The sequence below is a fragment of the Allobosea sp. LjRoot237 genome (genome assembly GCF_964253285.1).
GTDB lineage: Bacteria > Pseudomonadota > Alphaproteobacteria > Rhizobiales > Beijerinckiaceae > Allobosea.
In genome coordinates this window covers 5,072,536-5,096,233 of sequence record NZ_CAXUQP020000001.1, presented here as the reverse complement: position 1 = coordinate 5,096,233, position 23,698 = coordinate 5,072,536, and the positions used below count along the sequence as shown (strand labels likewise).

Sequence of the window (23,698 nt, the reverse complement as noted above, 5' to 3'; positions counted from 1 at the left end):
CAGGACGGGCATCCAGCCGCCAGCTTCACTAAGCCGCCGCACCGATTCTGGATTCCGGGCTCTTCGCTTCGCGAAGCCCCGGAAAGACGGCAAGGGCGCGCTTAAACGAAAAACCCCGGAAGCTTGCGCTTCCGGGGCAGGTGCCCGGCCGTGACCACGGCCAGGGGGAGGAGCCTTACCAGCCGGCGAGGATCGAGCCCTTGAAGCGCTCGGCGACGAAGGCCTTGATCTCAGGGGTGTGGTACGAAGCCAGCAGCGCCTTGACCCAGGGCTTGTCCTTGTCGACCTCGCGCACGGCGATCAGGTTGACATAGGGGCCCTTCGGATCCTCGCGCAGGATCGCCGAGGTCGGCTCGATCTTGGCGTCGACGGCGTAGTTGGTGTTGATCGCGGCGGCAGCGACGTCGGGAAGCGAGCGCGGCGTCTGGGCGGCCTCGATCTCGATGATCTTCAGCTTCTTCGGGTTGCCGACGATGTCGGCGACGGTCGGCTTGAAGCCGACGCCATCCTTGAGCTTGATCACGCCCTTGTCCTGCAGGAGGAGGAGCGAGCGGCCGCCATTGGTCGGATCGTTCTGGATCGCGACGGTGGCGCCATCCGGCACCTCGGTCCAGCTCTTGTACTTCGACGAGTAGATGCCGAGCGGGAAGTTCACGGTCAGGCCGACGCTGACCAGCTTGAAGCCGCGATCCTTCACCTGGTTGTCGAGATAGGGCTGGTTCTGGAACGAGTTCGCCTCGAGCTCGCCGGCGGCCAGCGCCTGGTTCGGCACGACATAATCGGAGAACTCGATGATCTTGAGGTCGAGCCCGTTCTTGGCGGCGATCGGCTTCACCTTCTCGAGGATCTCGGCATGCGGACCAGGCGAGGCGCCGATGCGAACGACCTGGTTCTGCTGGGCGAGCGCCGGGGCGGCAAGGACGAGCGAAGCGGCAAGGCCGAGCGCGAGGCGGCGGCTGAAGAGAACGGACATGATGGCTCCTTGGTGAACTGAACGGGTTGGAAACGAAAATCGATCAGGCGTGGCGCAGGCGCTTGTTGAGGCGGCGCGAGAGGCGGTCGCCGACGCTCTGCACGGTCTGGACGAGGACGATCAGCACGGCGACGACGATCGCCATCACATCCGGCATGAAGCGCTGATAGCCGTAGCGGATGCCGAGATCGCCGAGCCCGCCGCCGCCGACCGCGCCGACCATGGCCGAGAAGCCGAGCAGGCTGACCAGCGCGAGCGTCAGGCCGAGCACGATCGCCGGCAGCGCCTCGGGCACCAGCACCTTGCGAACGATCTGCAGCGGGGTTGCGCCCATCGAGCGGGTAGCCTCGACCAGCCCCTGGTCGACCTCGCGGATCGCGCCCTCGATCAGGCGGGCGATGAAGGGCGTTGCCGCCACCGTCAGCGGCACCGTCGCGGCGAAGGTGCCGATCGAGGTGCCGGCGATCAGCCGCGTGAACGGGATGATCGCGACGACGAGGATAATGAAGGGTGTCGAGCGCGTGGCGTTGACGAGCGCGCCGAGGACAGCGTTGACCGCCGGAGCCGCGAAGAGCTCGCCCTTCTTGCTGGTCGCCAGGAAGACCCCGAGCGGCAGGCCGAGCGCGGTGCCGAGGCCGGCCGCGATCGCGACCATCAGCAGCGTGTCGCCGGTCGCCTCGATGATCAGCCGGATGAGTTCAGGAGACATGGCCGACCAGCTCCGCCTTGAGATCGAGGGATTTCAGCGCGCCGAAGACGGCGGCAAGCTCGGGTTCGCTCGCCGGCACCGAGACCAAGAGGCTGCCGAAGGGCTTGTCGCCGATCGCATCGATGCGGCCGGCGAGGATGTTGACGTCGACGCCGATGACGGCGCTGAGACGGCTGATCACCGGCGTGGTCGCATTCTCGCCGGTGAAGGCGATGCGCAGCACGGCGCTGTCGCCGGCGAGTGCCTGCTTATGGATGCGGCCGGCGAGGTATTCGGGCACCTCGACGCCGGTCACCGCCTCGACGAAGCTCGCCGTGGTCGGGTGGCGCGGCTTGGTCATCACCTCGAAGGTCTCGCCCTCCTCGACAATGTGGCCGCCCTCGATCACCGCGACCCGGTCGCAGATCTCCTTGATCACCGGGATCTCGTGGGTGATCAGCAGGATGGTGATGCCGAGCTCGCGATTGACCTGCTTGAGCAGGGCCAGGATCGCGCGGGTCGTCTCGGGATCGAGCGCCGAGGTCGCCTCGTCGCAGAGCAGCACCTTCGGTTCGGTCGCCAGCGCCCGGGCGATGCCGACGCGCTGCTTCTGGCCACCCGAAAGCTCGGCCGGGTAACGCTCGCGCTTGTCGGCGAGCCCGACCAGGTCCAGCAGGCGGCTGACCTGCGCCTCGATCTTCGCCCTCGGCACGCCGGCGATCTCCAGCGGCAGCGCGACATTGTCGAACACCGTGCGCGAGGAGAGCAGGTTGAAGTGCTGGAAGATCATGCCGGTGGCGCGCCGGCGTTCGCGCCAGCCCGCCTCGGTGAGATTGGTGACGTCCTCGCCCTCGATCAGGATGTGGCCGGAGGTGGCGCGCTCCAGACCGTTGACCAGGCGGATCAGCGTCGACTTGCCGGCGCCGGAGCGGCCGATCACGCCGACGATGGCGCCGCGCGGCACGACGAGGTCGATGCCGGCGAGCGCCGTCACCGGCTCCTGGCTGTCACGACCTGCAAAGGTCTTTCCGACCGCCTCGAAGCGGATGATCGCTTCGGACGGTGGCGTTGGAAGGAGGGCCTCGACGCGAAAGGCGCCGGGCTTCACAGGGGCGTTCATCATGACCTCAGAAATGCGTGTGGCACGACCAGTGCGCAATGCCCAATTGCTCGAGCGTGACCTCGCGGATCGAACGACGGCGCTCTTCGGCGCCAAGTTCGGCGAAGGAGCGCTCCTGCCAGCGCGGCTCACTGAGGTCGGCGGGCACCGTCCGCGCGAACCAGGAGGCGACCAGCGCGCGCAGGGTTTCGAACACGTGCACCGGCGCGCTCCTCAGGCCGCCAGCCGGGCAGCGCCATGGCGCCGCGAGGAGACGAGCTGGCGCGCCGCGAGTTCGGCCGCGACCGGGGTGGCGAAGCGCTGGCCCTCGAGCCGGTCGAAGGCGGCCGAGGCGGAGATGAAGGTGAAGAAGCGCTCATCGGCGCCGCGGGCGACGAGGCCCGCCTGGGTCTCGCCGACCTCGATGACATAGGCCTGACGAGCGGGTGCATTTGAGTTGATGTGGGACTGGAACGACATGACGATTTTCGCCGCGTTGCGGCGCCCTGTACTGTAGCGATGTCGGAGGTGATGCCGGGAACGGCGTCAATGCTGGATCAGCGGCGACAACAGCACATCATCGAAAGGCGGAGCGTTTCGACTGGGCGGAGCGGGAAACCGGTCATGTTCATCTCCTCGATCTGGGGAGCCCACGACCACGTCGTGGCGCTTTAGCGTTTGGTGACGCGGCGCAAGCTGCTCGCTCAAATCTCCGCGGCCATCGGTGGCCCGACGACACCCGCAATCTAGGAAAGACCGTTCTGCATGTCAATCCAAACGTTCTTTTAAAGGTACACGGCGATTGGGAAGAGCCTTTCGCCGAACGGGCGGAGAAGGAAATTTTCTTTTCCAGCGCGGCCCATACCACCCCCAGCGTAGAACAACCTGCCAATCTGGCATCGCCCTGCCGACCTGCTATCGTCCGTGCCGACTCAAGTGGGGGCGGGATGAACGACAGGACTGACGGCGCCAGCATCGTGGACGGGCGGATGACGGTGGCGGGCGGCACCTTCATCCAGAATCCCGCGAAACTGCTTGCCTTCACGGCGGAGGGGCTCATCCCGGTCGCCGGTCACGACTGGCACGATGGCGCGTTGCATGACGCCGGGCGGATCGAGGCTCGCGCCCGGCCGGACGGTGCCCGGCTTGCCCGGATCGACCAGCCCGGACCTGCGCAGGAACTCACCCTGACGATCCGCTCATTTCCCGGCGAGAGCGCGCCGCTGCTGCGCCTCAGCCTTCCCACCGGAGCGCAGGGCGATCTCGACGATCGGCTCGCTGCCGATCTCTTCCTGCCGCAACCGCTGTTCGCGGGGCTGCGGCAGGATCTCGCCGATGGCCGCGCCGGGCTCCTCTCCTTTGCCGCGACGACCAATCTCTGGCTGCGCGAGGGCGGCCCGGACGATGAGCCGCCGGTCTTCCATCTCGCGCCGGAAGCCGATGGCCGGCCGGTGCAGGCGCATGGACGGGTGCAGAACCTCAGCTGGCGAGCCGCACCGTCCGAGTCTGCCGGCGACCCCGCTTTTCTCGCGGGGCAACCGGATCAGTCTGCCGAGGCCGAGCCGCCGGAGGACCCGGTCGCCGAGCAGCTCAGGCGGATCAACTGGAGCCTCAGACAGGTTCTGATCGTGCTCGCCTTCCTGATGCTGATCATCGCGCTGAAATAGGATCAGCTCCCCGAACGCCTGTTGTGCTCGGTCTCGTAGCGCTGCTCGCTTTCGATCCATTTGCCATCCCGGCCGCGCTCGCGATTGTGCTGCGCCTTGTCGCGGTTGGAGAGCACCTTGTTGTCGGGCAAGGATTGCGGCCGCGTGCTCCTCGCGCCGCTGCCGTCGCCCTTGCCCTGCGTGCCCGGCCCGAGCTTCCTGCCGGCCTGTGCCATGCTCGCCTCCTATCGCTTGTTGGGTGCGTTACGCCCGCTGCGCACCGCCTTGCTGATACCGCCCAGCCTGTTGACGTCGTTCTCGAGATCGCCCTCAACCGTGTTGGCGCCGGCGAACTCCTCGAAATCCTCCGCCCGCGCGCCGGCACGGTTCGCGCCCTTGGAGGCGCCGATCAGAGGATTGCCGCGCAGGTCGGCGTCGCTCGGCTGCCGCGTCTTCGCGTGCCTGCTCATGACGAACCTCCTGCCGGGCGGCTGCCGCCGCCCTTCTTCTCTGGATCGCGCGTATGGTGGATGTCGCGCTCGCCGCCACCGCCCGAGATGCGGGAATGCTTGCGGTAATCCTCGTCGGCGGGCAGCTTCTCGACGCGCAACGGCTCCTTGGCGTTCTCATGCGAGGCGCCCGGGCCACCCTGCCGGATGGTCTGCGGTGATTTGGTGGACGTTGACATGGGTCGCTCTCCCTCACCGGTCCTGCTGATAGCCCTGATGGGTGGTGTTCTGCTTGATGTTGGCCTGGCGGCCCTGCTGGTCCGGATTGTCCGGGCGCTCGCCGGCCGGGCGCTTCGGCGCCGGCTTGCCGGCATGATCGGGCTCGCCCGGACCCTTGTCGCTGCGGTTCTCGGGTGGGATCGGCGGCAGCTTGCTCATCGCATCCTCCTGCATTGCCCCAGCTCTCATGAATCCAACGCCTCGCCCCGGCGAAGGTTCGCCGTCGAACCTTGCGGCCAGTCGCCGCGTTGTCCTGCTGCAAGCCAGGAGCCCGCCATGCTCGACATCCTTCCTGCCGCCGACCATGTCGCGGCCTTCCGCATCACCGGAACGCTCTCCGAGCCGGATTTCGACAGGCTGATCGCCGAGATCGAGAGCAAGCTCGAACGCCATGAGAAGCTCGGCATCCTCGCCGACCTCACCGGTTTCGAGGACATGACCTTCCGCGCCGGCCTGAAGGACGCCCGCTACGGCTTCGGCAAGCTGACCCAGCTGCGCCGCTTCCCGCGCGAGGCCGTGGTCACCGACAAGGGCTGGATCGAGACCCTGGTCGCGATCACGAGCCCGCTCGTGCCCTTCGTCGAGGTCAGGAGCTTCAAGCCCGATGCTTTCGACGCGGCGCTCGCCTGGGCGAGCGAGATCGAGGGCGGACCGGACGCCTGAGCCTGCCGCCAAGATGAACGGGAGCCGACTATCCCGTTCAGACAGGGTTCCAGCCGGGTCCGCTTCAATGGCGACAACTCGAAAAGGAGACAGCCATGCGCCACCTTCTCATCGCCGCGGCGATCGCGCTCGGCGCCGCCGTCACCCCGGCCGCCGCCAGCGAGAGCTTCAACGGCGCTGCCGCCCTCGACAAGGTCGAGGCGACCTATACCCGCCACAACCGCGAGCACCGGATGTGGGAGATCCAGCGCAACATGGAGCGCCAGAACCGCTACGGCGGCCACCATCGCGGCTATGACCACGGCTATGGCTATGGCCGGCACCGTGGCGGCCCGCCGCCCTGGGCCCCGGCCCATGGCCGCCGCTATCACGACCGCTACGACCGCTGGTAGAGGCGGCCCGTACCCCGCGCCCTTCGCCACCCTGTCCCCCAGGGCGAAGGGCGCGGGATTTTCGATTGAAAGGGCGCGAAAACCGCCACGCAAAGCCACCCACGGGCGAGGAGACTCTTCGCTCTTCCCGTCGAAGGCTGCGCCAGGCTTCAGCTCACCGGCGCGTATTTCACCACGCAACCATAGGCCTTGGTCGCGGGCTCCGAGACCGCCTTGCCGGCCTTGAGCTCGGCCACCGCCTGGCGGACATAGCTCCTGGCGCCGGTCAGGCTGGAGGCACTCGATGACGGCTTGTCGTCGATCGCACCGGCATAGGCGAGCGTGCCCTTGGGGTCGATGATGTACATGTGCGGTGTCGTCTGGGCGCCGTATGCCCGCGCCATCTGGCTCTTCGGATCGAGCAGGATCGAGGCCGGGGCCGCGTCGCGGCTCTTGCTCAGCTCCTTGGCCTTGGCCGCGTCGACATGGCCCTGCTCGCCGGCCGGCGAGGAGATCACCGAGAGCCAGACGACACCGTCTTTGGCCATGTCCTTCTGCAGGGTCTGCATGGTGGCGCTGTTGTAGTGCTTCCGGACATAGGGGCAGTCGTGGTTGGTCCATTCGAGGACCACCGTCTTGCCGGCATAATCCGACAGCTTCTGCAGCTTGCCGTCGACGTCGACGACGGAGAAATCGGGCGCCTTGGCGCCGGGCTTGGCCGCGCTCTGGGCAAAGGCGACGCCGGAGGCGAGTGCCAACGCGGTCGCGGCGATCGCGGTGATGACGGTCTGTCTGCTCACGGCTTTCATCGTCAGTTTCCCTTGCTGAGTTGAAACGTCGGGGCTTGGCTTCACTTCTGACTGGATGCGGTCTTGACCTCGCGGCCGGCGGCGCGCTCGGCGGCGCTCACCACGGTCTCGGGTGTCAGCAATTGCGGCAGCACCTCGGCCTGCGCGCCCTTCGTTCCCGGATAGAACAGATAGAGCGGCACGCCGGCGCGGCCGTACTCGGCTAGCGTCGCGGCGATCTGAGCATTGCGATTGGTCCAGTCGGCCTTGAGATAGGCGACACCGAGCTTGGCGAAGGCGTCCTTCACGTCTTGGCGCGACAGCGCGACGCGGTCATTGGCGAGGCAGGTGATGCACCAGGCGGCGGTGAAGTTGACGAAGACCGGCTTGCCTTGCGCCTGCAACTCCGCGACCCGCGTCGGCGACCAGACACCCGGCGCCTCGGCCCCGGCCTGTGCGGTCGGCTGCGCCGGGGCCGTCGCGCTTTCGATCACGAAGGCTGAGGTCGCGCCGACGAGCAGGACGGCAGCAGCGGCTGCAATGGTCCGCAAGCCGCGACCGCTTCCGCGCGTGACGCCGATCAGCCAGAGCGCGAAGCCGGCGGCGAGGATCGCGATCAGCGCGGCGAGCGCGCCATCGGCGCCGGCCTGCATGGTCGCGACCCAGACCAGCCAGATCGCGGTCGCGAACATCGGGAAGGCGAAGGCCTGCTTCAACACGAGCATCCAGCGGCCGGGCTTGGGCAGCAGCCGCAGCAGCCCCGGCGCGAAGGAGAGCGCGACGACGGGCGCGGCGAAGCCGAGCGCCAGCGCCATGAAGATCGACAGCGCCGCGGCTGGCGGCTGCGTCAGCGCATAGCCCATCGCCGCGCCCATGAACGGGGCGGTGCAGGGCGTCGCCACCACGACGGCGAGCACGCCGGTCATGAAGGCGCCGACCGGACCGCTCCGGCTCGCGAGGCCGTCGCCGACGCCCTGCAGGCGGCCGCCGATCTCGAAGGCGCCGATCAGGTTGAAGCCGATCAGCGTCATCAACACGGCGAGCAGGATGACGAGCGGCGGCGACTGCAGCTGGAAGCCCCAGCCGGCGCCGAGCGCGATCACTGCTGAGGCCAGGATGAGGAAGGTCGCGAGCACGCCGGCGAGGAAGAGCAGGCCTTGCTGGCGCACTTCATTGCGGCTGGCCTGCGCGACCTGCGCGAAGCCGAGCGCCTTGATGAACAGAACCGGCAGCACGCACGGCATCAAATTGAGGATCAAACCACCGGCGAAGGCGAAGGCCAGCGCCAGCCAGATCGTCAGGTCCTCGGCCGGAGGCGGCGGCAGCGTCACCTTCGCAGGCGCCTGCGCCGGGGCGGCCGCGGCTTGCAGCAAGGCAGGCTCGACCTCGGCACTGAGCGCCAGGGCGCGCTTGTTGCCGCCATCTTCGAAGGTGAGAACACCCTCGGTCGCCGGCGTACCGACCTTGAAGGCGGTGGAGCGAGTAAGGATCAGCGCACCGTTCTCGATCGGCTGCTCGGCCGCATGCTCGATCAGCGTGTCCAGGATCGGGAAGAAGCGGATATCGCTCGCACCCGCCGGCAGGCCGGGCAGGGTGAGCGTAAGCTTATCCTCTCCCTTCGGCGTGAGCTTGCCGGTGAAGCCGGCCGGCTTCGGCAGGGCGGCGCGGGCCTGCTCGATCCGCGTCTCTACGCCGGCATCGACCACGCCGGTTGCCGCGATCGGCAGGTCGAGCGTGAAAGCGCCCTCCTCGGGAATGCAGATCTTCTCGCAGACCAGCCAGGTCGCCTTGGCCGAGAGCGAGAGTGTCTCGCCCGGCTTGGCGCTCGCAGGCACGCTGATCTCGACCGGCAGCAGGACATTGTCTTCGAAGCCGAAATTGACGAGCGGCTCGACCCGGATCGCCTTGGGTGCCGGCCACTGGATCGCGCCGGCGCTCACGCCGTCCGGCAGCGTCCACTCGATCCGCGTCGCCTCGCCTGAATCGCCGGGGTTCTGCCAGTAGCTGTGCCAGCCCGGCGCGAGCTTCTGGGTCAACGCGACCTGGAAGCGCTCACCCGGCGCAACCGCATCACGGCTCGAGAGCAGGGTGGCGGTGACGCGCGGTGAGGTCACGGCAGCGGATTCGGCGGCGAGCAGCGGCTCGGGCGCCAGCAAAGCAAGCGCCATGGTGGCGCGCTGCAACAGCCGGAACCCACGCATTCGCAAGCGCGACCGGTCCTCTCCCCCCTTGTGGGGGAGAGCCAGAGAGGGGGGTATGCCACCCTCGACATGTGTCGCATCTGGCGCGGAGAGGACTGCGGGTGCGATACCCCCCTCCCAACCCTCCCCCACAAGGGGGGAGGGCTTGCGCGTCCGAGCGAGCGCAAGGCCCTTGTTTAAAGAGCTGTCCTGTTCGGTCGGGCAGGTGAGGCTCGTCACGATCATGCCCTCCAGATGCCTCCTTCCGCTGCGAAAAGCCAATGACAAGCGGGTGATAGCGGCGCGAGGCCGCAGGGGACGTCATTCCGGGGCTTCGCGCAGCGAAGAGCCCGGAACCCAGAACCGATGCGGTTTCTCAAGGAGGCATCGATCGGATAGGCTGCTTCGGAGATGGCATCGGCTCTGGGTTCCGGGCTCAGCCCTTCGGGCTGCCCCGGAAAGACGGGGCCTCAGCCCGCGCCCAGCCGCTCGCCGCGATAGACGCCGGAGCGGATCCGGTCCCACCAGTCGCGGTTCTCCAGGTACCAGGCGATCGTCTTGCGCAGTCCGCTCTCAAAGCTCTCCTGCGGCCGCCAGCCGAGCTCGCGCTCGATCTTGGATGCGTCGATGGCATAGCGCCGGTCATGGCCTGGCCGGTCGGCGACGAAGCGGATCAGGCTTTCGCGGGGGCCAATGCTGGCATCCGGCGCAAGCTCGTCCATCAGCGCACAGATCGCCTTGACCACCTGAAGATTGCTGCGCTCGGCCGAGCCGCCGACATTGTAGCTCTCGCCGATCCGGCCGTTCTCGGCGATCAAGGCGAGCGCGCGGGCGTGGTCCTCGACATGCAGCCAGTCGCGGACATTGGCGCCGGAGCCATAGACCGGCAGGTCTTTGCCCTCGAGCGCGTTGAGGATCATCAGCGGGATCAGCTTCTCGGGGAAGTGATAGGGCCCGTAATTGTTTGAGCAGTTCGAGAGCACCACCGGCAGGCCGTAGGTGTGGTGCCAGGCCCGCGCCAGATGGTCGGAGGCCGCCTTGGAAGCCGAATAGGGCGAATTCGGCTGATAGGGCGAGGTCTCGCTGAACAGCCCGTCCTCACCGAGCGAGCCGAAGACCTCGTCGGTCGAGATCTGGTGGAAGCGGAACCCGGCTTGTTCTTCGGCGGGCAGGGCGCGCCAGTGCCGCAGCGCCTCCTGCAGCAGCACGAAGGAGCCGACGATATTGGTTTCGATGAAGGCGGCCGGCCCGTCGATCGAGCGGTCGACATGGCTCTCGGCGGCGAGATGCATGACGATGTCGGGCCGGAATTCGGCGAAGGCCTGCCGCATGGCCGTCGCATCGCCGATATCGGCCTGAAGAAATGACAGCCGCGGATCGTTCGAGACCGGCTCGAGATTATCGCGATTGCCGGCATAGGTCAGCTTGTCGATGACCAGCACCTGATGCGGCGTCTGCCGGATCAGGTGGCGCACTACGGTGGAGCCGATGAAGCCGGCGCCGCCGGTGACGAGATAGCGCTTCACGGCTGAGCCTCGTAGCGGAACGGGCTGGCGAAGCCGGCAAAGCCGGGCAGGGCTGCGTCCTTGCCGGAGAGCTGCGCCTCGGCCGCGGAGACCGGCCAGTCGATCGCAAGGTCGGGATCATTCCAGGCAATGCCGCCCTCGGTCTGCGGCGCATAGGGACCGTCGACCTTATAGACGACCTCGGTATCGGGCTCGAGCGTGCAGAAGCCATGGGCGAAGCCGCGCGGCACGAAGAGCTGCTCGGCGCCGTCCGCCGTGAGCGTTGCCGCGCACCATTTGCCGTAGCTCGGTGATCCCACGCGAATATCGACCATGACGTCGAAGATCGCGCCCTTCAGCACCCGGATCAGCTTGGCCTGCGCCGCCGGCGGGGCCTGGAAGTGCAGGCCGCGCACCACGCCGCGTGCCGCCGAGAGCGACTGGTTGTCCTGCACGAAGACGGCGCTGATGCCGGCCGCCGCGAAGTCCTGCGCACTCCAGGTCTCCATGAAGTAGCCGCGCGCATCGCCGAATTTCTTCGGGCGGATCAGCACGACGGCCGGGATGGCGAGGGGCTCGAAGGCGAACTTGCTCATGGCGTTCTTGAACCCTCGCCGGCGTGCGCCGTCAACGCCCGCTAGAGCCCGTTCCGATCAACTTGCATCGCAAGGCGACCGGTAAAACGGTCTCTAACTCAAAGTGAGAGACGGATTCATCGATCAGATTGGTTCGATCTGATCGGATCCGGCTCTCGCGATCCGCCCGCCCGTCATCGGTTCCGCCACGCCCGTGGTCAGCGGGAAGCTGATCGGCAGGCCGGCCTTGCGGCGCATGGCGAGGAAGGCGAAGCATTCGGCCTCGATCGCATCGCCGCGCCAGCCGACCGCCTCGGCCGGAACAGCTTCCGCGCCGCTGCGCGCATTGAGCGCCGCCATGATCGCCGGATTGCGTCGCCCGCCGCCGCAGACGATCAGCCTTGCCGGCCTGACCGGGAGCAGGTCGAGCCCCCGCCCGACCGCGCCGGCAGTGAAGGCGGTGAGTGTCGCCGCCCCGTCCGCGAAGGAGAGGCCTTCGGCCATGGCGGCGGTGAAATCGTAGCGGTCGAGCGATTTCGGATAGGGCGCGACGAGATAGGGGTGTTCGAGCAGGCGCGTGAGCCTTTCCTCGTCGACGCTGCCGGCGAGCGAGAAGGCGCCGTCGCGGTCCATCTCGCCCTTGCCGTGCTGCTTGATCCAGTCGTTCAGCGGCGCATTGCCCGGCCCGGTATCGAAGGCGAGCACGTGGTCGGCATCGGCGAAGGCGCTGAGATTGCCGACGCCGCCGAGATTGAGCACCGCCGTTTCTTGCCCGGCGCCGATGCCGCGCATGAGAGCGGCATGATAGCTCGCAACCAGCGGCGCGCCCTGGCCACCGGCGCGGACATCGGCCGTGCGGAAATCATAGACGACGTCGATGCCGAGTTGCGCCGCCATCAGCGCGCCGTCGCCGAGCTGGCGGGTGTCGCCCTTGCACTCTTTGGTTGGGGCGCGGTGCAGAACCGTCTGGCCATGGAAGCCGATGGCCGCGACCTCGCTTGCCGCGATGCCCTCAGCGGCAAGGAAGTCAGCGACGGCATCCGCTTGCGCCGCCGTGAGCGCGCGCTCGGCCTCGGCGAAGATCGCCGGTTCCGGCCCCTCGAAGCGCCAGGCCAGTGCGGCCTGCACCGCCTCGGCCAGCAGATCGCGAACCTCCTGGCGATAGGGCGAGAGCCGCCATGGCCCGAATTCGGCGACCACTGCGCCATCCGTGCGGATGGCGGCGATGTCGATGTTGCCGTCGAGGACCGTTCCGGTCATCAGGCCGATCGCCCAGGCTGGCTTCATGCCACATCTCCGTCTCGTCCGGGACGATGCCTGTCACAGGCAAGCTTCGCCCGCAATCCTGACCCAATCCCGACCTAATCGCCGTTTACCCCAAGGCGAACCTGCCCTGGAGACCGGCTATGCCGACCCGTCGCTTCGTCTTAATCGCCTGCCTGGGCCTCGTTCCGACTGCGCCGGCGCTCGCACAGGTATTGAGCAGCGAGATCGGTGCGCCGCCGCTCGACGTTCCGCCACCTGACGCACCGACGGCGCCGCCATACCCACCCCGGCCGCCGGAAGCCGACGACGATGACTACGGTATCAGCCGGCGCGAGGCCGTGCGGATCGCCCGCCGCAACGGTGTGGTCGATGTCGACAGCGTCCGCCGCCGTCGCGGCGTCTGGATCGTCTCGGGTACCGATGATGACGACGAGGACATCCGCGTCGTCGTCAATGATGAGGGCGATGTCGTTGCCGTCAGGCGCGACTGAAGGTCAGCCGGCCCGCAGCGCCGCGTCTAAAGCGTCCTGCAGCATCTCCCGGCATTGCCGCGCCTGCTCACGGCTCGGCTCGTGCAGGATATGCGGGGTGATGTCGGCGAGATCGCGCAGGGCGAAGTCGATCGCCGACATGAGGTCGAGCGCATCACCATCATACTCGACGGCCGGCGGCTTCAACCGGAACTGCAAAACCTGACCCATCAGGACCTGACCCATTACGCTCTCACGAGACTAAGACGGCGAATCGTTCTGACGAGTCTCGTCCGCAATCGGTCAGGAACCGGTTAACGCCGCGTCGGCGTCATTTCTTTTCGATGTTCCAGAACAGCATCACCGGCGCCGCCAGCAGGCCCGAGACGTTGGCGCGCTTTGCATAAGGCTGATCGAACTGGCCGAGCACGCGATAGGGCTGCATCTCGGCCAGCCTTTTGTGCAGCGCCTCGACCGCCGCCTTGCGAGCGGCGTCGTCGGGTGCGTCGACCACTGCGCCGCGCAGCTTCTCGGCCTCGGCGTCGCAGGGCCAGCCGGCCCAGGCTTTCTCGCAAGCCATGTTGGTGCCGATATTGGTCATCGGAGACTGCATGGTCGCGCCGGAGGCATAGGTCACGAACAGGTTCCAGCCGCCCTGGTCCGGCGGGCTCTTGTTCTGCTGGCGGGTGGTGACGGTGCCCCAGTCGGAGAACTGCACCTCGACATTGACTCCGGCCTTCTTCAGCTGGGCGGCGGCGACCTCGGCCATCCGGCCGATCGCGGCGATGTCGTTGCTGGTGGTCAGCACCAGCTTCTCGCCCTTGTAGCCGGCTTCCGCCAGCAGCTGCTTCGCCTTCTCCAGATCAGGCTTGGCGTAACCTTCCGTGCCCGCCTGTGTGCCGTTAGGCCCGCCGCAGATGAAATAGGCGGCGCAACGCTTCCACCACTCCTCGTCGCCGAAACCGCCGGCCAGGAACTCGGCTTGGTCGGTGGCATAGGCCAAAGCGAGGCGCGCCTTGGGATTGTTGAAGGGCGGATGCAGGCTGTTCGGGCGCAGCATCACCTGGTTGGCGAGGTTCGAATAGCGCTCGACCTTGACGTCCTTGGCGGCAGCGACGACCGGAATCAGGTCCTGGCTCGGCTGCTCCCAGATGTCGATCTCGCCGGTCTGCAAGGCAGCCGCAGCCGTCGCCGCATCGGGCATGATCATCCATTCGACCCGGTCGACCTTGACGACACGCCCACCGGCAAGCCCGTCGGCCGGCTCGGTGCGCGGCACGTAATCAGGGTTCTTATCGTAGACGATCTTGGCGCCGCTGCGCCATTCGGCGCGATTGAACTTGAACGGGCCGGAGCCGATCGTCTCGGTCACCGGCTTCATCGGATCGGTCGCGGCATCGGCCTCGCGCATGATCACCGGGATCTGGCCGACCGCCGAGCCGAGCGCGAACGGCACCAGCGCCATCGGCTTCTTCAGCTTGAGCGTGAAGGTCCTGTCGTCCTTCGCTTCCATGCCTTCGGTGTATTCGCCGAGCTTGCCGCCGATCGTATCGCGCACCATCCAGCGCTTCAGCGAAGCGATGACGTCGCGGGTCGTCACCGGCTGGCCATCATGGAACTTCAGGCCGGGCCGCAGCGTGAAGCTCCAGGACAGCCCGTCCGGCGCGGTCGAAAAACTCTCGACCATCTGCGGCTTGGGCTGGAGGTTGGCGTCCCAGGCGAACAGGGTCTCGTAGATCATCAGCCCGTGCATGCGGGTGATCACGATCGAGGCGGCGACCGGGTCGAGCGTCTTCAGGTCCGCGTGCGGCGCGACGCGCAGCACATTTTTCGGCGCCGGCTGCGCCTGCGCGCCGGCAGCGAGGACGAGCGCGGTCGCGCCGGCGAGAGCAGCGGCGAAGCGGGATCGGATCATGATTGACCTCCTTCCATGCGGGCGAAGCGCAGGATGCGCTCATTTCTTCTCGATGTTCCAGAACAGCATCACTGGCGCTGCCAGCACGCCCGTGACATTGGCGCGCCTTGCATAGGGCTGAACGAACTGGCCGAGCACGCGATAGGGCTGAACCTCGGCGAGGTGCCTGTGCAGGGTCTCGACCGCCGCCTTGCGGGCGGCATCGTCGGGCGCATCGACGACGGCGCCGCGCAGCTTTTCCGTCTGCGCATCGCAGGCCCAGCCGGCCCAGGCCTTCTCGCAGGCCATATTGGTGCCGACATTGGTCAGCGGTGACTGCATGGTCGCGCCGGGGATGGTGGTGACGAAGAGGTTCCAGCCGCTGCGGCCGGGCGCGCCGCGATTCTGCTGGCGCGTCGCCACCGTGCCCCAGTCCGAGAATTGCAGGTCGATATTGAAGCCGACCTTTCTCAGGCTGTCGGCCGCGACCTCGGCCATGCGGCCGATCGGCGGGATGTCCATGCTCGACATCAGCGCCAGCGGCTCGCCCTTGTAGCCGCTCTCCGCCAGGAGCTGCTTTGCCCTGGCGAGATCGGGTTTGGCGAAGCTCTCGGCGCCCGCCTGCGTGCCGTTCGGGCCGCCGCAGATGAAATAGGAGTTGCAGCGCTGCCACCATTCCTCGTCGCCGAAGCCGCCGGCCAAAAATTCGGCTTGGTCAGTGGCGTAGGCCAGGGCGAGGCGGGCCTTGGGGTTGTCGAAGGGCGGATAGAGGTGATTGGGCCGCAGCAGCGCCTGATCCGGCAGGCTGGCATAGCGCTCGACCTTGACCTCCTTCGTCGCCGCGATCACCGGCGCCAGGTCCTGGCTCGGCTGCTCCCAGATATCGATCTCGCCGGTTTGCAGCGCCGCGGCCGCCGTCGCCTGATCGGGCATGATCAGCCACTCGACCCGGTCGACCTTGACGACGCGCCCGCCGGCGAGCCCATCGGCCGGCTCCGAGCGCGGCACATAATCGGGATTCCTGTCGTAGACGACCTTGGCGCCGCTGCGCCATTCGGCGCGGTTGAACAGGAACGGGCCGGAGCCGACCGCCTCACTGATCGGCTTCAACGGATCGCTCGTCGCGTCGCTCTCGCGCATGATCGCCGGGATGTTGCCCACGGCCGAGCCGAGCGCGAACGGCACCAGCGCCATCGGCTTCTTCAGCTTCAGCTGGAACGTCCGGTCATCGACCGCCGTCATGGCCTCGGTGTATTCGCCGAGCTTCCCGCCGATGGTGTCGCGGGCCATCCAGCGCTTCAGCGAGGCGATCACGTCGCGCGTCTTCACCGGCTGGCCGTCATGGAATTTGAGGCCTGGCCGCAGCGTGAAGCTCCAGCTCAGCTTGTCGTCCGAGGTCGAGAAGCTCTCGACCATCTGCGGCTTCGGCTGGAGGTTGGCGTCCCAGGCGAACAGCGTCTCGTAGATCATCAGCCCGTGCATGCGGGTGATCAGCACCGAGGCCGCGACCGGATCGAGCGTCTTCAAATCGGCGTGCGGCGCGACGCGGAGTACGGTCTTCGGCGCCGGCTGCGCCTGCGCAGCGCCGGTGAGGAGCAGCGCGGTGGCGCCGATGAGCGCTGCGGCGAGACGGGAACGGATCATGGTCGGCTTTCTCAGGCGGTTCTGTCGAAATGCAGGATGCGCGAGCGATGGCTGGCAAGCCGCAGGCTCCCGTCCGGCTGCAGCCACAAGCAAGGCCGGTGCCGCCAGGGGCCATGCTTCAAGTCGGCCAGCGCCCGCCCGCCGGGCAGCGGCGTCAGGCGCGTCTCGTGGCCGATCGTTCCGGCCCAGGGCCAGGACGCCGTGCCATCGGCGCCGATGGTGATCTCGACGCTGAGCCGGTTGTCGCGCCAGCGCCCGACAAGGCGCTCGTCGAGCATCGTATCGGCTGGTACCGGCACCAGTCGGCGGGCGACGCCCCCGATCGTGCCGGCGAGCGCGCCGTCGGCTTCAGTCTTCAAGCCGACCTCGAGATAGGCCGGTAGGCTGCGCATTCCGCCGTCGCCGTCCGAGACGAGCTTTTCATAGCCGCCCATGAAACTGATCGCACCGCCGGCGAACTCGGCCCAGAACGGTCCGTCTTCCGTTGCGTAGAGTCCGGCGGGGGCATTGTCAGGTTCGCTGGGCAAAGCCTCGCCGATCAGCGTCGCCAGCACGCGCAGGGCCGGCCAGAGCGCATCCTCCTCGCGATTGGTCAGCACGACGACGCCGACGCCTTGCTCCGGGGCGAGGAGCATGTGGTTGCGATAGCCCGTCAGCGAGCCGCCATGGCCGACGATCCTGATACCGCCGCGCTGGCTCGCGACGAGGCCGAGCCGGTAGCCGCTCTCGCTGCCATCGGCGAATTGGTGCGGCGCGGCGAGCCGGTCGAGCAGACCAGCGTAAGGTTCGCGCCCGGCCATCAGCGCCGCCGCCCAGCGCGCCAGCCCTGCCGCGCTGCCGGCCATGCCGCCCGAAGCCGAGAAGTTGAAGCCGTAATGCCCGCGCCGCCAGTCTTGACCGTCATGCCAATAGCCGGTGGCGAGGCCGGGCACCGCCTCGGTCTCGTCGGCGACGAAGCGGATCGGCAGCGAGGCCGGCGCCATCAGCGCCTCGATCAGCTGCGCATAGCTCTTGCCGGTTCGGCGTTCGAGGATCGCCTGCGCCAGCCGCCAGCCGGTGTTGGAATAGGCCATCTCGGTGCCGGGTTCGGCATTGAGCCCGGGCAGGCGGCAGGCGGCGGCGAAAATCTCGGCGGCAGACAGGCTCGCGGTGAAGGGTGTGCCCAGCTGCCAGAGCGCCTCCATCATGTCAGGCAGCGCGCCGGTCATGTCGAGCGCACGGCCGAGCGGGACAGCGCCCAGTGCGGCCGGCAGCTCTGGCAGGAAACTGCCGAGCGTTGCCTCCAGCGGCACGCCCTCGCGCAGCAGCACGGCGGCGCAGATGTGCTTGCTGATCGAGGCCAGCCGATTCTGCGTGTCGGGAGTGAAGGGCAGGCGGTGCTCGATCACGGCAAAGCCGCCGCTCGCGCTTTCGCGCACGCCGTCGCGGTCGAACAGCACGATGGCGCCGCCCGGCCCGCCTTGCCGTGTCCAGGGCTCGGCGATCGCCTGCGCCTCGCTGCGCCCCTTCGTCCAGTCGACCATGCGCTTATGCTCTCCGGCGATCCGTCCCGGATGGAACTGTCGCGGATATCGGGGCGGCTAGGCAATGCTCCGGTCATGCGTGGAGGTCTGACCGGGTCGTCATGAAAGCGGCACAATCTCTGGTCGATCCTGCTGTCGCGCGCGCGGCGCGCGCTGGACCGCAGCCCTGCCTTGCTGGAGACTGCGGATTTGATGAAGGCATATTGAGGAGGCGGATTGGATGAGACGCGTATTCTTCGTGGCCGGGGCCATTAGTCTCGCCGGCATCGCGGCAGGTTGCTCGCAGCCGCAGCGCTTCGGCGCACCGCCAGCCGGCTCTGCACCCGCTGGCACCGTGATGTCGAAGCGAATCGCCAGCGATGGCGCGGGCGGCCTGCAATTGCCGGACGGGACGCGCGTCCAGACCGATGCGACTGGCGGCTTCTCCCTGCCCAACGGCGCCTATGTCCGGCGCGACCGTTCCGGTGCGCTCAACCTGCCGAACGGTTCGCGCTGCGTGCCCGACGGCCAGGCTGGCTACGTCTGCCCCTGAGCCCGGGCCGGCTCAGCTGGTCTCGGCAACGCGGTTGAAAAAATCGGGCGTGCCCATCTGGCCGCCCTTCAGGACGATGTCGAGGCCGTCGAGCCTGGGATCGTCGCTATGGGCGCGGCAGAGCGGCGCGCCCGGCGTGCAGGGCGAACGATAGGACAGCCCCCAGAGATCAAGCGAGCGGATCGCCAGCGTCGAGGTGTCGCCGCCGGCAATGACCAGCCGCGCGATCTGTGCCTCGCTCATGATCGCGCGCAGCAGCGCGCCGGTCGCAGCCGCGACTTTGCCGGTCTCGCTGGGAGCACCAGCCGGTCGGTCGGTAATCAGCATGACATTGCGCTCGGCCAGGCCGGCGAGCGCCGCGCTACGTAGCGCGGCGAGATAAGCGGGTTCGCTGATCAGCCGCGCCGGATCGATCGCGAGCATCTGATAGCCCGACGCGTTCTCGACCTGGGCCCGGGTCACCGGCGACAGGCTGCCGACCAGAGCGAGCAGATTGCCGCCGGAATCAGACCGGGCGAGCTTCGGCATCGCGCTCTGCTCACCCCGCGGGAAGCCGGTGAAGGCCTGCGCGACCGAGCTCGGGCCGATCGCCAGCATCGGCCCTGCGCTCGTCCGCTCGCGTAGCAGGGCCCCGATCGCCGCAAGATCGGAGGGGCGCGAGACATCGAAGAGCACGGCATCGGGCTGTGACGCCAGGGCGACGTCCAACGCCGGGACGGCCCCGTCACCCTCATGGCTGCGATAGTCGACGAGCGCGACGCGCTCCAGCCCCTGCGCTGCGAGATGGCGCCGCAGATCGCCCTCACCCATCGGCGTCACCGGATGAACACTCATCGTCGGATGGCGGTCGATGCGGTGGACGGTACCGCCCGCTCCGGCCGCGGCGAAGAGATTGCCGAACAGGCAGTAGCGGCCGAGATTGGGCTGGCCGCCGATGATCGGCAGCAGCGGATTGGGAAAGTGCGGCCGCAGGGCGCGCGCCGCGGCCCCGAAACTGCCGATCCCAGGCGCGCTGTCGAAGGTCGAGCAGCACTTGTAGTGCAGCAGGTCGACGCCGAGCGCGGCGAAGAAGCGCCCGGCTTCGTCCAGCTCCAGCGCCATCGCGTCCGGGATCATCGCCCGCGTCGCGCCGGCAATGCCGACCGCATCGAGCGGCCCGGCGCTGGCGAGCTGTCCCGGTGTCGGAATGCGCAGGAAGAGCAAGGCGCGCTGGCCGGCTTCCGCCAGCGTGGCGAGCGTGTCGGTGGCGCCGGTGAAATCGTCGCCATACCAGCCGTAACGGGGCGCCACGCCTGCCATGCTCAGCCGGCGCCCTTGCCGAAGAAGGCGAGCGCTTGGGCGAGCTCGCTGTGGCTTTTTGCGGCGTCGGCGAGTGGCACGCCGGCCGCGACCGCCTCCCAGGCCTGGCGGATGCTGGCGACACCGGCCGCTGGCCCGCCGGGATGGGCAAGGATGCCGCCGCCGGCCATGAACAGGAGGTCGTCATGGCCGAGCGCATCCCAGGTCGGCTGCGCCGTGCCGGCCCACTGCCCTGAGGAGAAGGCCGGCAGGACGCGGTCGTCGATGCCCTCCGTCAGCGGCGTCACGCAATCCTTTGCCGAGGTCACAACCTCCTCGTCCTCCTGCGCGAACTTTCCCTGCAAACCGTGCACATGCATGTGGTCGACGCCGGCGAGCCGCCACAGCGTCTGGTAGGCCTGGAAGCCGATGCCGAGCAGCGGATGGCGCGAGAGCGCGCCGAAGCCGTTGCGATGGCCGTGCAAAGCGAGGCTGGTCGAGCGGCGCAGGGTCTCGACGGCCGAGAACCCACACCAGTTCAGGCTGACCATGACGCAGGTACCGCCCTCGCGCTCGACCAATTCGGCGTGGCGGCGCATCTGGTCGGTCTCGGCGGTGATGTTGAAGGCGACCATCACCGCCTTGCCGGTGCGGTCCTGATGGCGGCGCACGGCCGCCATCACCGCGGGTACGCGCTGGGCGAGCGGCGCATGCACCGGATCGGCGCAGATCTCGTCGTCCTTGATGAAGTCGAGCCCGGCGGCGCAGAGCTTGCCGACCAGTTCCGCGGTCTCGTAGGGGCGCAGGCCGACATTGGGCTTGATGATCGAGCCGATCATCGGGCCGTCAGCCATGCCGGTGAGCCGGCGGGTGCCGGCGATGCCGCGTGTCGGCAGCGGGAACAGGCGGCGATACGAAGCCGGCAAAGCCATGCTCTCGAGCCTGAGGCCGGTGACCTCGCCGAGATCGAACAGGTTGCCGGCGACGATCGAGGCCAGCGTCGGCAGGTTGGCGCCGACATTGTCGATGGGGAAGGAGAGCGTGATCCTGGCGCGCCGCCATGGGCCCTTGATCCCCTTCCGCATCAACCAGGCATTGGGCAGGCTCGGCTCGGCTGCGCTGTCGAGTTCCTCGACCGCGATGACGACGGCGCGGGTGCGGTCGCGCAATTCGTCGGTCTCGCCGGCGACGCGCGTGAAGGTGCCGCTCGACTGCTCGCCGGCCATAACCTCGGCGACCTTGCGTGGGTCGAGCGGCGTCTCGATCAGATAGGAGGCCTGGAAGCGTTCAGCAGCCATGGTCATGTTCCGAAGTCGCCGAGCCGTCATTGCGAGCGTAGCGAAGCAATCCAGGAGGTCTCGCGCAATCCCTCTGGATTGCTTCGTCGGCTTCGCCTCCTCGCAATGACGGGGAGGATGCCATGGTCGCTCAGAGCTTACTCAGATCAGGGAAAGGCCGCACCGGGTCCTTGCCGTCCCAGCTCTCGCCAGCCTCGCGGATCAGCCGGAACATCTCGCCCTTGGGGCCGGCGACCTCGGAGAGCTCGATCACCGTGCCGGGGTGGTAGTGGGTGTCAAAATAGATGAAGCGGCCGCGCTCGCCGACCTCGCCCGACATCATCGGCTTGAAGCCTTCCGCCAGCAGCCGCGTGAGGTCGGCATCGTAGTTCGAGGTCCAGTAGGCGACGTGCTGGAGGCCGCTATGGCCGGCATCGGTGAAGTCCTTGTACATGGAGGGCACCGCGTTGCGGCACTGGATCAGCTCGATCTGCAGTGGCCCCGAATTGGCGAGCGCCACCGAGTTGTGCGGCTCGTAGGCCTCGCCCTTGTAGCGATAGTTCCTGATCGGGACCTTGGGATTGTAGAAGAACGGCCCGACGCCGAGCACCCGGCTCCAATGGTCCATCGCCGCCTCGATATCGGGGACGACATAGCCGGCCTGACGGATCTGGCCAAAATGACGGCTCATGGGTGCTTTCCTGCGAAGATGTCTAGAGGAAGCCGATGGAGAACCACGGCACGGCGGCGACGATGACGAGGCCGATCAAAAGGGCGGCGATATAGGCCCAGATGTATTTCAGCCCCTCGTCGGGATTGATCTTCGAGATCGCGCAGGCGCCGTAATAGCCGACGCCGAAGGGCGGGGCGAAGAGGCCGATGCCCATCGCGAAGATCACGACCATGGCGTAGTGCACCTCGTGCACGCCGATCTGCTTGGCGATCGGGAAGAGCAGCGGCCCGAACAGCACGATCGCCGGGATGCCCTCGAGCACGCTGCCGAGGATAACGAAGGCGACGATCGAGATGGCGAGGAAGCCCCAGGTGCCGCCGGGAACCGCCGCCATGATCTTGGCGAGGTCCTGCGAGAAGCCCGATTGCGTCAGTCCCCAGGCCATGGCGGTGGCGCAGCCGATGATGAAGATGATCGCGCCGGTGAGCGATGCCGTGTCGACCAGCATGCCCTTGATCCGGCGCCAGTCGAATTGGCGGTAGATCAGGATGCCGGCCAGCACCGCATAGGCGATGCCGATGGTCGAGACCTCCGTCGCGGTGGCGACGCCCTCGACGACGGCGGCACGGATGACGAAGGGCAGGGCAATGGCGGGTGCCGCGATCAGGCAGAGCTTGCCGATCTCGCGCTTCGAATATTTGGTGACGTGACTGAGATCCTCGCCCCGGTTGCGCCACCAGACGACGAAGCAGAGCGCGATGCCGAGCACCACGGCCGGCAACATGCCACCGGTGAACAGCGCCGCGATCGAGACGCCAGTGACCGAGCCGATGGTGATCAGCACGATCGAGGGCGGGATCGTCTCGGTCTGCGCGCCGGTCGCTGAAAGCAGCGCGACGAGGTCGCCCGGCTTGGCGCCGCGCTTCTGCATCTCCGGGAACAGCACCGGCGCGATCGCGGCCATGTCGGCGATCTTCGAGCCGGAAATGCCGGAGACCAGGTACATCGCGCCAACAAGCACATAGGACAGCCCGCCGCGGACATGGCCGAGTAGCGACGCCAGGAACTGGATCATGGCACGCGCCATGCCGGTCATCTCGATCAGCGCGCCGAGGAAAATGAAGAGCGGCACGGCGAGCAGGATGAGGTGGCTCATGCCCTCGTCGAGCCGGCCGACCATGACGACCATCGGCGTCGAGGTGGTCAGCGAGAGATAGCCGAAAGTGGCGAGCGCGAAGGAGAAGGCGATCGGCACCCCGGCGAAGACATTGGCCGCGACGAGCCCGACGAAGAAGATCACCAGGTTGAGCTTGCCAAGCGGCTTCAGCACCGGTCCGAGCAGCCAGAACAGGATGATGAGGATTGCAGTGAGGCCGGCGGCGAGCAGGACAGGCTTCCACGAGCCGAAGCGCAGCAGTCGGCAGAAGGCGGCGAACAGCATCAACGTGATGCCGATCGGCAGCGCCGCGGCGCGCCAGGAGTTGGCGATCTCCAGCGCCGGCGTGACGATGAAGCGCTCCTCTTCCGCATAGTCGAGGGCATGCGGCAGGATCATCACCAGGAAGGCGATCGCGGCGGTGATCGCAACCGCCTCGAGCAGCGACCGCGTCGACGGACTGACCCGTGCAACGAGGCCGGTCATCCGCATATGCTCGCCACGGCGTAGCGCCACGACCGCGCCGAGCATGGAAAGCCAGAGGAACAGGATCGAGGCGAGCTCGTCCGACCAGACCAGCGGTGCATGGAAGGCGTAGCGGGCGGTGACGCCCGCTCCGAGGATGACGATCTCGGCAAGGACGAGCACGGCCGCGATCGTCTCGACCACCGTGCCGACGGCATGGTCGAGCCTGCCCACGAGACGGCTTAGGCCGGTCGCCGGCATGGCCGGCGGCGGCATGGTGGCAATGTGCCCGTCCATGGCTGAT

At 67.7% G+C, this 23,698-nt stretch carries 27 protein-coding genes; 5 read left to right on the top strand and 22 right to left on the bottom strand.

The genetic code is table 11. From position 1 onward, the window contains the following. Nucleotides 1-175: 175 nt before the first annotated feature. From ACSQ24_RS24795 to ACSQ24_RS24775, 5 genes are read right to left on the bottom strand one after another with little or no spacing between them, the layout of a single operon-like run. The gene (locus tag ACSQ24_RS24795; protein WP_436097262.1) at nucleotides 176-973 is read right to left on the bottom strand and encodes a MetQ/NlpA family ABC transporter substrate-binding protein; all 798 of its coding nucleotides are present in this window, start codon (nucleotides 971-973) and stop codon (nucleotides 176-178) included. A 43-nt stretch (nucleotides 974-1,016) separates the two neighbouring features. Further along, a complete protein-coding gene (locus ACSQ24_RS24790; RefSeq protein WP_436097261.1) occupies nucleotides 1,017-1,682 on the bottom strand; it encodes a methionine ABC transporter permease in 666 nt (221 codons plus the stop codon). Beyond that, nucleotides 1,672-2,781 carry a methionine ABC transporter ATP-binding protein gene (locus tag ACSQ24_RS24785; RefSeq protein WP_436097260.1) on the bottom strand — a complete coding sequence of 370 codons (1,110 nt, stop codon included), beginning with the start codon at nucleotides 2,779-2,781 and terminating at the stop codon, nucleotides 1,672-1,674. The genes ACSQ24_RS24790 and ACSQ24_RS24785 overlap by 11 nt, the downstream gene beginning before the upstream one ends. Before the next feature lie 7 nt (nucleotides 2,782-2,788). Beyond that, nucleotides 2,789-2,983, bottom strand: coding sequence for a hypothetical protein (locus ACSQ24_RS24780; RefSeq protein ID WP_436097259.1), 195 nt, complete (start codon nucleotides 2,981-2,983; stop codon nucleotides 2,789-2,791). A gap of 11 nt (nucleotides 2,984-2,994) precedes the next feature. After that, a complete protein-coding gene (locus ACSQ24_RS24775) occupies nucleotides 2,995-3,240 on the bottom strand; it encodes a hypothetical protein (RefSeq protein WP_436097258.1) in 246 nt (81 codons plus the stop codon). Between the two features lie 467 nt (nucleotides 3,241-3,707). On the opposite strand from ACSQ24_RS24775, the gene ACSQ24_RS24770 reads away from it, so the two are divergent. Beyond that, nucleotides 3,708-4,427, top strand: coding sequence for a hypothetical protein (locus ACSQ24_RS24770; protein WP_436097257.1), 720 nt, complete (start codon nucleotides 3,708-3,710; stop codon nucleotides 4,425-4,427). A gap of 2 nt (nucleotides 4,428-4,429) precedes the next feature. Here the strand turns inward: ACSQ24_RS24770 and ACSQ24_RS24765 are convergent, their stop codons facing one another. The 4 genes from ACSQ24_RS24765 to ACSQ24_RS24750 are packed head-to-tail and all read right to left on the bottom strand — an operon-like array spanning nucleotide 4,430 to nucleotide 5,293. Next, the gene (locus tag ACSQ24_RS24765) at nucleotides 4,430-4,642 is read right to left on the bottom strand and encodes a hypothetical protein (protein WP_436097256.1); all 213 of its coding nucleotides are present in this window, start codon (nucleotides 4,640-4,642) and stop codon (nucleotides 4,430-4,432) included. A 9-nt stretch (nucleotides 4,643-4,651) separates the two neighbouring features. Further along, nucleotides 4,652-4,876, bottom strand: a complete 225-nt coding sequence (locus tag ACSQ24_RS24760) for a hypothetical protein (RefSeq protein ID WP_436097255.1) — start codon at nucleotides 4,874-4,876, stop codon at nucleotides 4,652-4,654. Further along, the gene (locus tag ACSQ24_RS24755; protein WP_436097254.1) at nucleotides 4,873-5,094 is read right to left on the bottom strand and encodes a hypothetical protein; all 222 of its coding nucleotides are present in this window, start codon (nucleotides 5,092-5,094) and stop codon (nucleotides 4,873-4,875) included. The genes ACSQ24_RS24760 and ACSQ24_RS24755 overlap by 4 nt, the downstream gene beginning before the upstream one ends. 13 nt (nucleotides 5,095-5,107) lie before the next feature. Further along, complete coding sequence (locus tag ACSQ24_RS24750) at nucleotides 5,108-5,293, bottom strand: hypothetical protein (RefSeq protein WP_436097253.1); 186 nt, start codon at nucleotides 5,291-5,293, stop codon at nucleotides 5,108-5,110. Between the two features lie 117 nt (nucleotides 5,294-5,410). Between ACSQ24_RS24750 and ACSQ24_RS24745 the strand changes: the two genes are divergently transcribed. Continuing rightward, the gene (locus ACSQ24_RS24745; protein ID WP_436097252.1) at nucleotides 5,411-5,797 is read left to right on the top strand and encodes an STAS/SEC14 domain-containing protein; all 387 of its coding nucleotides are present in this window, start codon (nucleotides 5,411-5,413) and stop codon (nucleotides 5,795-5,797) included. Nucleotides 5,798-5,892: 95 nt separating this feature from the next. Further along, a complete protein-coding gene (locus ACSQ24_RS24740; protein ID WP_436097251.1) occupies nucleotides 5,893-6,189 on the top strand; it encodes a hypothetical protein in 297 nt (98 codons plus the stop codon). Nucleotides 6,190-6,338: 149 nt separating this feature from the next. Here the strand turns inward: ACSQ24_RS24740 and ACSQ24_RS24735 are convergent, their stop codons facing one another. The 5 genes from ACSQ24_RS24735 to ACSQ24_RS24715 form a co-directional block, all read right to left on the bottom strand. Continuing rightward, on the bottom strand, nucleotides 6,339-6,977 hold the full coding sequence (locus ACSQ24_RS24735; protein WP_436097250.1) for a thioredoxin family protein: 639 nt from the start codon (nucleotides 6,975-6,977) through the stop codon (nucleotides 6,339-6,341). Between the two features lie 41 nt (nucleotides 6,978-7,018). Next, nucleotides 7,019-9,157, bottom strand: coding sequence for a protein-disulfide reductase DsbD family protein (locus ACSQ24_RS24730; protein WP_436097249.1), 2,139 nt, complete (start codon nucleotides 9,155-9,157; stop codon nucleotides 7,019-7,021). Nucleotides 9,158-9,606: 449 nt separating this feature from the next. Then, nucleotides 9,607-10,662: a dTDP-glucose 4,6-dehydratase gene (rfbB, locus tag ACSQ24_RS24725; RefSeq protein ID WP_436097248.1), complete on the bottom strand. Its 1,056-nt coding sequence runs from the start codon at nucleotides 10,660-10,662 to the stop codon at nucleotides 9,607-9,609. Further along, complete coding sequence (gene rfbC / locus ACSQ24_RS24720) at nucleotides 10,659-11,237, bottom strand: dTDP-4-dehydrorhamnose 3,5-epimerase (protein ID WP_436097247.1); 579 nt, start codon at nucleotides 11,235-11,237, stop codon at nucleotides 10,659-10,661. Before rfbC ends, rfbB begins: the two co-directional genes overlap by 4 nt. Before the next feature lie 123 nt (nucleotides 11,238-11,360). Further along, a complete protein-coding gene (locus tag ACSQ24_RS24715) occupies nucleotides 11,361-12,503 on the bottom strand; it encodes an anhydro-N-acetylmuramic acid kinase (protein WP_436097246.1) in 1,143 nt (380 codons plus the stop codon). Between the two features lie 119 nt (nucleotides 12,504-12,622). Here ACSQ24_RS24715 and ACSQ24_RS24710 point away from each other — a divergent pair, with 119 nt between their 5' ends. Continuing rightward, nucleotides 12,623-12,973, top strand: coding sequence for a PepSY domain-containing protein (locus ACSQ24_RS24710; RefSeq protein WP_436097245.1), 351 nt, complete (start codon nucleotides 12,623-12,625; stop codon nucleotides 12,971-12,973). Between the two features lie 3 nt (nucleotides 12,974-12,976). Here ACSQ24_RS24710 and ACSQ24_RS24705 read toward each other — a convergent pair whose 3' ends face one another. The 4 genes from ACSQ24_RS24705 to ACSQ24_RS24690 form a co-directional block, all read right to left on the bottom strand. Next, on the bottom strand, nucleotides 12,977-13,198 hold the full coding sequence (locus tag ACSQ24_RS24705; RefSeq protein WP_436097244.1) for a hypothetical protein: 222 nt from the start codon (nucleotides 13,196-13,198) through the stop codon (nucleotides 12,977-12,979). Between the two features lie 85 nt (nucleotides 13,199-13,283). Then, nucleotides 13,284-14,867 carry an ABC transporter substrate-binding protein gene (locus ACSQ24_RS24700; protein WP_436097243.1) on the bottom strand — a complete coding sequence of 528 codons (1,584 nt, stop codon included), beginning with the start codon at nucleotides 14,865-14,867 and terminating at the stop codon, nucleotides 13,284-13,286. A 39-nt stretch (nucleotides 14,868-14,906) separates the two neighbouring features. Further along, nucleotides 14,907-16,490, bottom strand: a complete 1,584-nt coding sequence (locus ACSQ24_RS24695; protein WP_436097242.1) for an ABC transporter substrate-binding protein — start codon at nucleotides 16,488-16,490, stop codon at nucleotides 14,907-14,909. A gap of 11 nt (nucleotides 16,491-16,501) precedes the next feature. After that, on the bottom strand, nucleotides 16,502-18,013 hold the full coding sequence (locus ACSQ24_RS24690; protein WP_436097241.1) for a serine hydrolase domain-containing protein: 1,512 nt from the start codon (nucleotides 18,011-18,013) through the stop codon (nucleotides 16,502-16,504). Between the two features lie 220 nt (nucleotides 18,014-18,233). Here ACSQ24_RS24690 and ACSQ24_RS24685 point away from each other — a divergent pair, with 220 nt between their 5' ends. Then, nucleotides 18,234-18,545, top strand: coding sequence for a hypothetical protein (locus ACSQ24_RS24685; protein ID WP_436097240.1), 312 nt, complete (start codon nucleotides 18,234-18,236; stop codon nucleotides 18,543-18,545). 12 nt (nucleotides 18,546-18,557) lie between these two features. Here ACSQ24_RS24685 and ACSQ24_RS24680 read toward each other — a convergent pair whose 3' ends face one another. The 4 genes from ACSQ24_RS24680 to ACSQ24_RS24665 form a co-directional block, all read right to left on the bottom strand. Then, the gene (locus tag ACSQ24_RS24680; protein ID WP_436097239.1) at nucleotides 18,558-19,835 is read right to left on the bottom strand and encodes a four-carbon acid sugar kinase family protein; all 1,278 of its coding nucleotides are present in this window, start codon (nucleotides 19,833-19,835) and stop codon (nucleotides 18,558-18,560) included. Nucleotides 19,836-19,846: 11 nt separating this feature from the next. Further along, nucleotides 19,847-21,121, bottom strand: a complete 1,275-nt coding sequence (locus tag ACSQ24_RS24675) for a ribulose-bisphosphate carboxylase large subunit family protein (protein WP_436097238.1) — start codon at nucleotides 21,119-21,121, stop codon at nucleotides 19,847-19,849. Nucleotides 21,122-21,251: 130 nt separating this feature from the next. Further along, on the bottom strand, nucleotides 21,252-21,791 hold the full coding sequence (locus ACSQ24_RS24670) for a VOC family protein (RefSeq protein WP_436097237.1): 540 nt from the start codon (nucleotides 21,789-21,791) through the stop codon (nucleotides 21,252-21,254). Between the two features lie 22 nt (nucleotides 21,792-21,813). Further along, nucleotides 21,814-23,691, bottom strand: coding sequence for a TRAP transporter large permease (locus ACSQ24_RS24665; RefSeq protein ID WP_436097236.1), 1,878 nt, complete (start codon nucleotides 23,689-23,691; stop codon nucleotides 21,814-21,816). Nucleotides 23,692-23,698 lie beyond the last annotated feature (7 nt).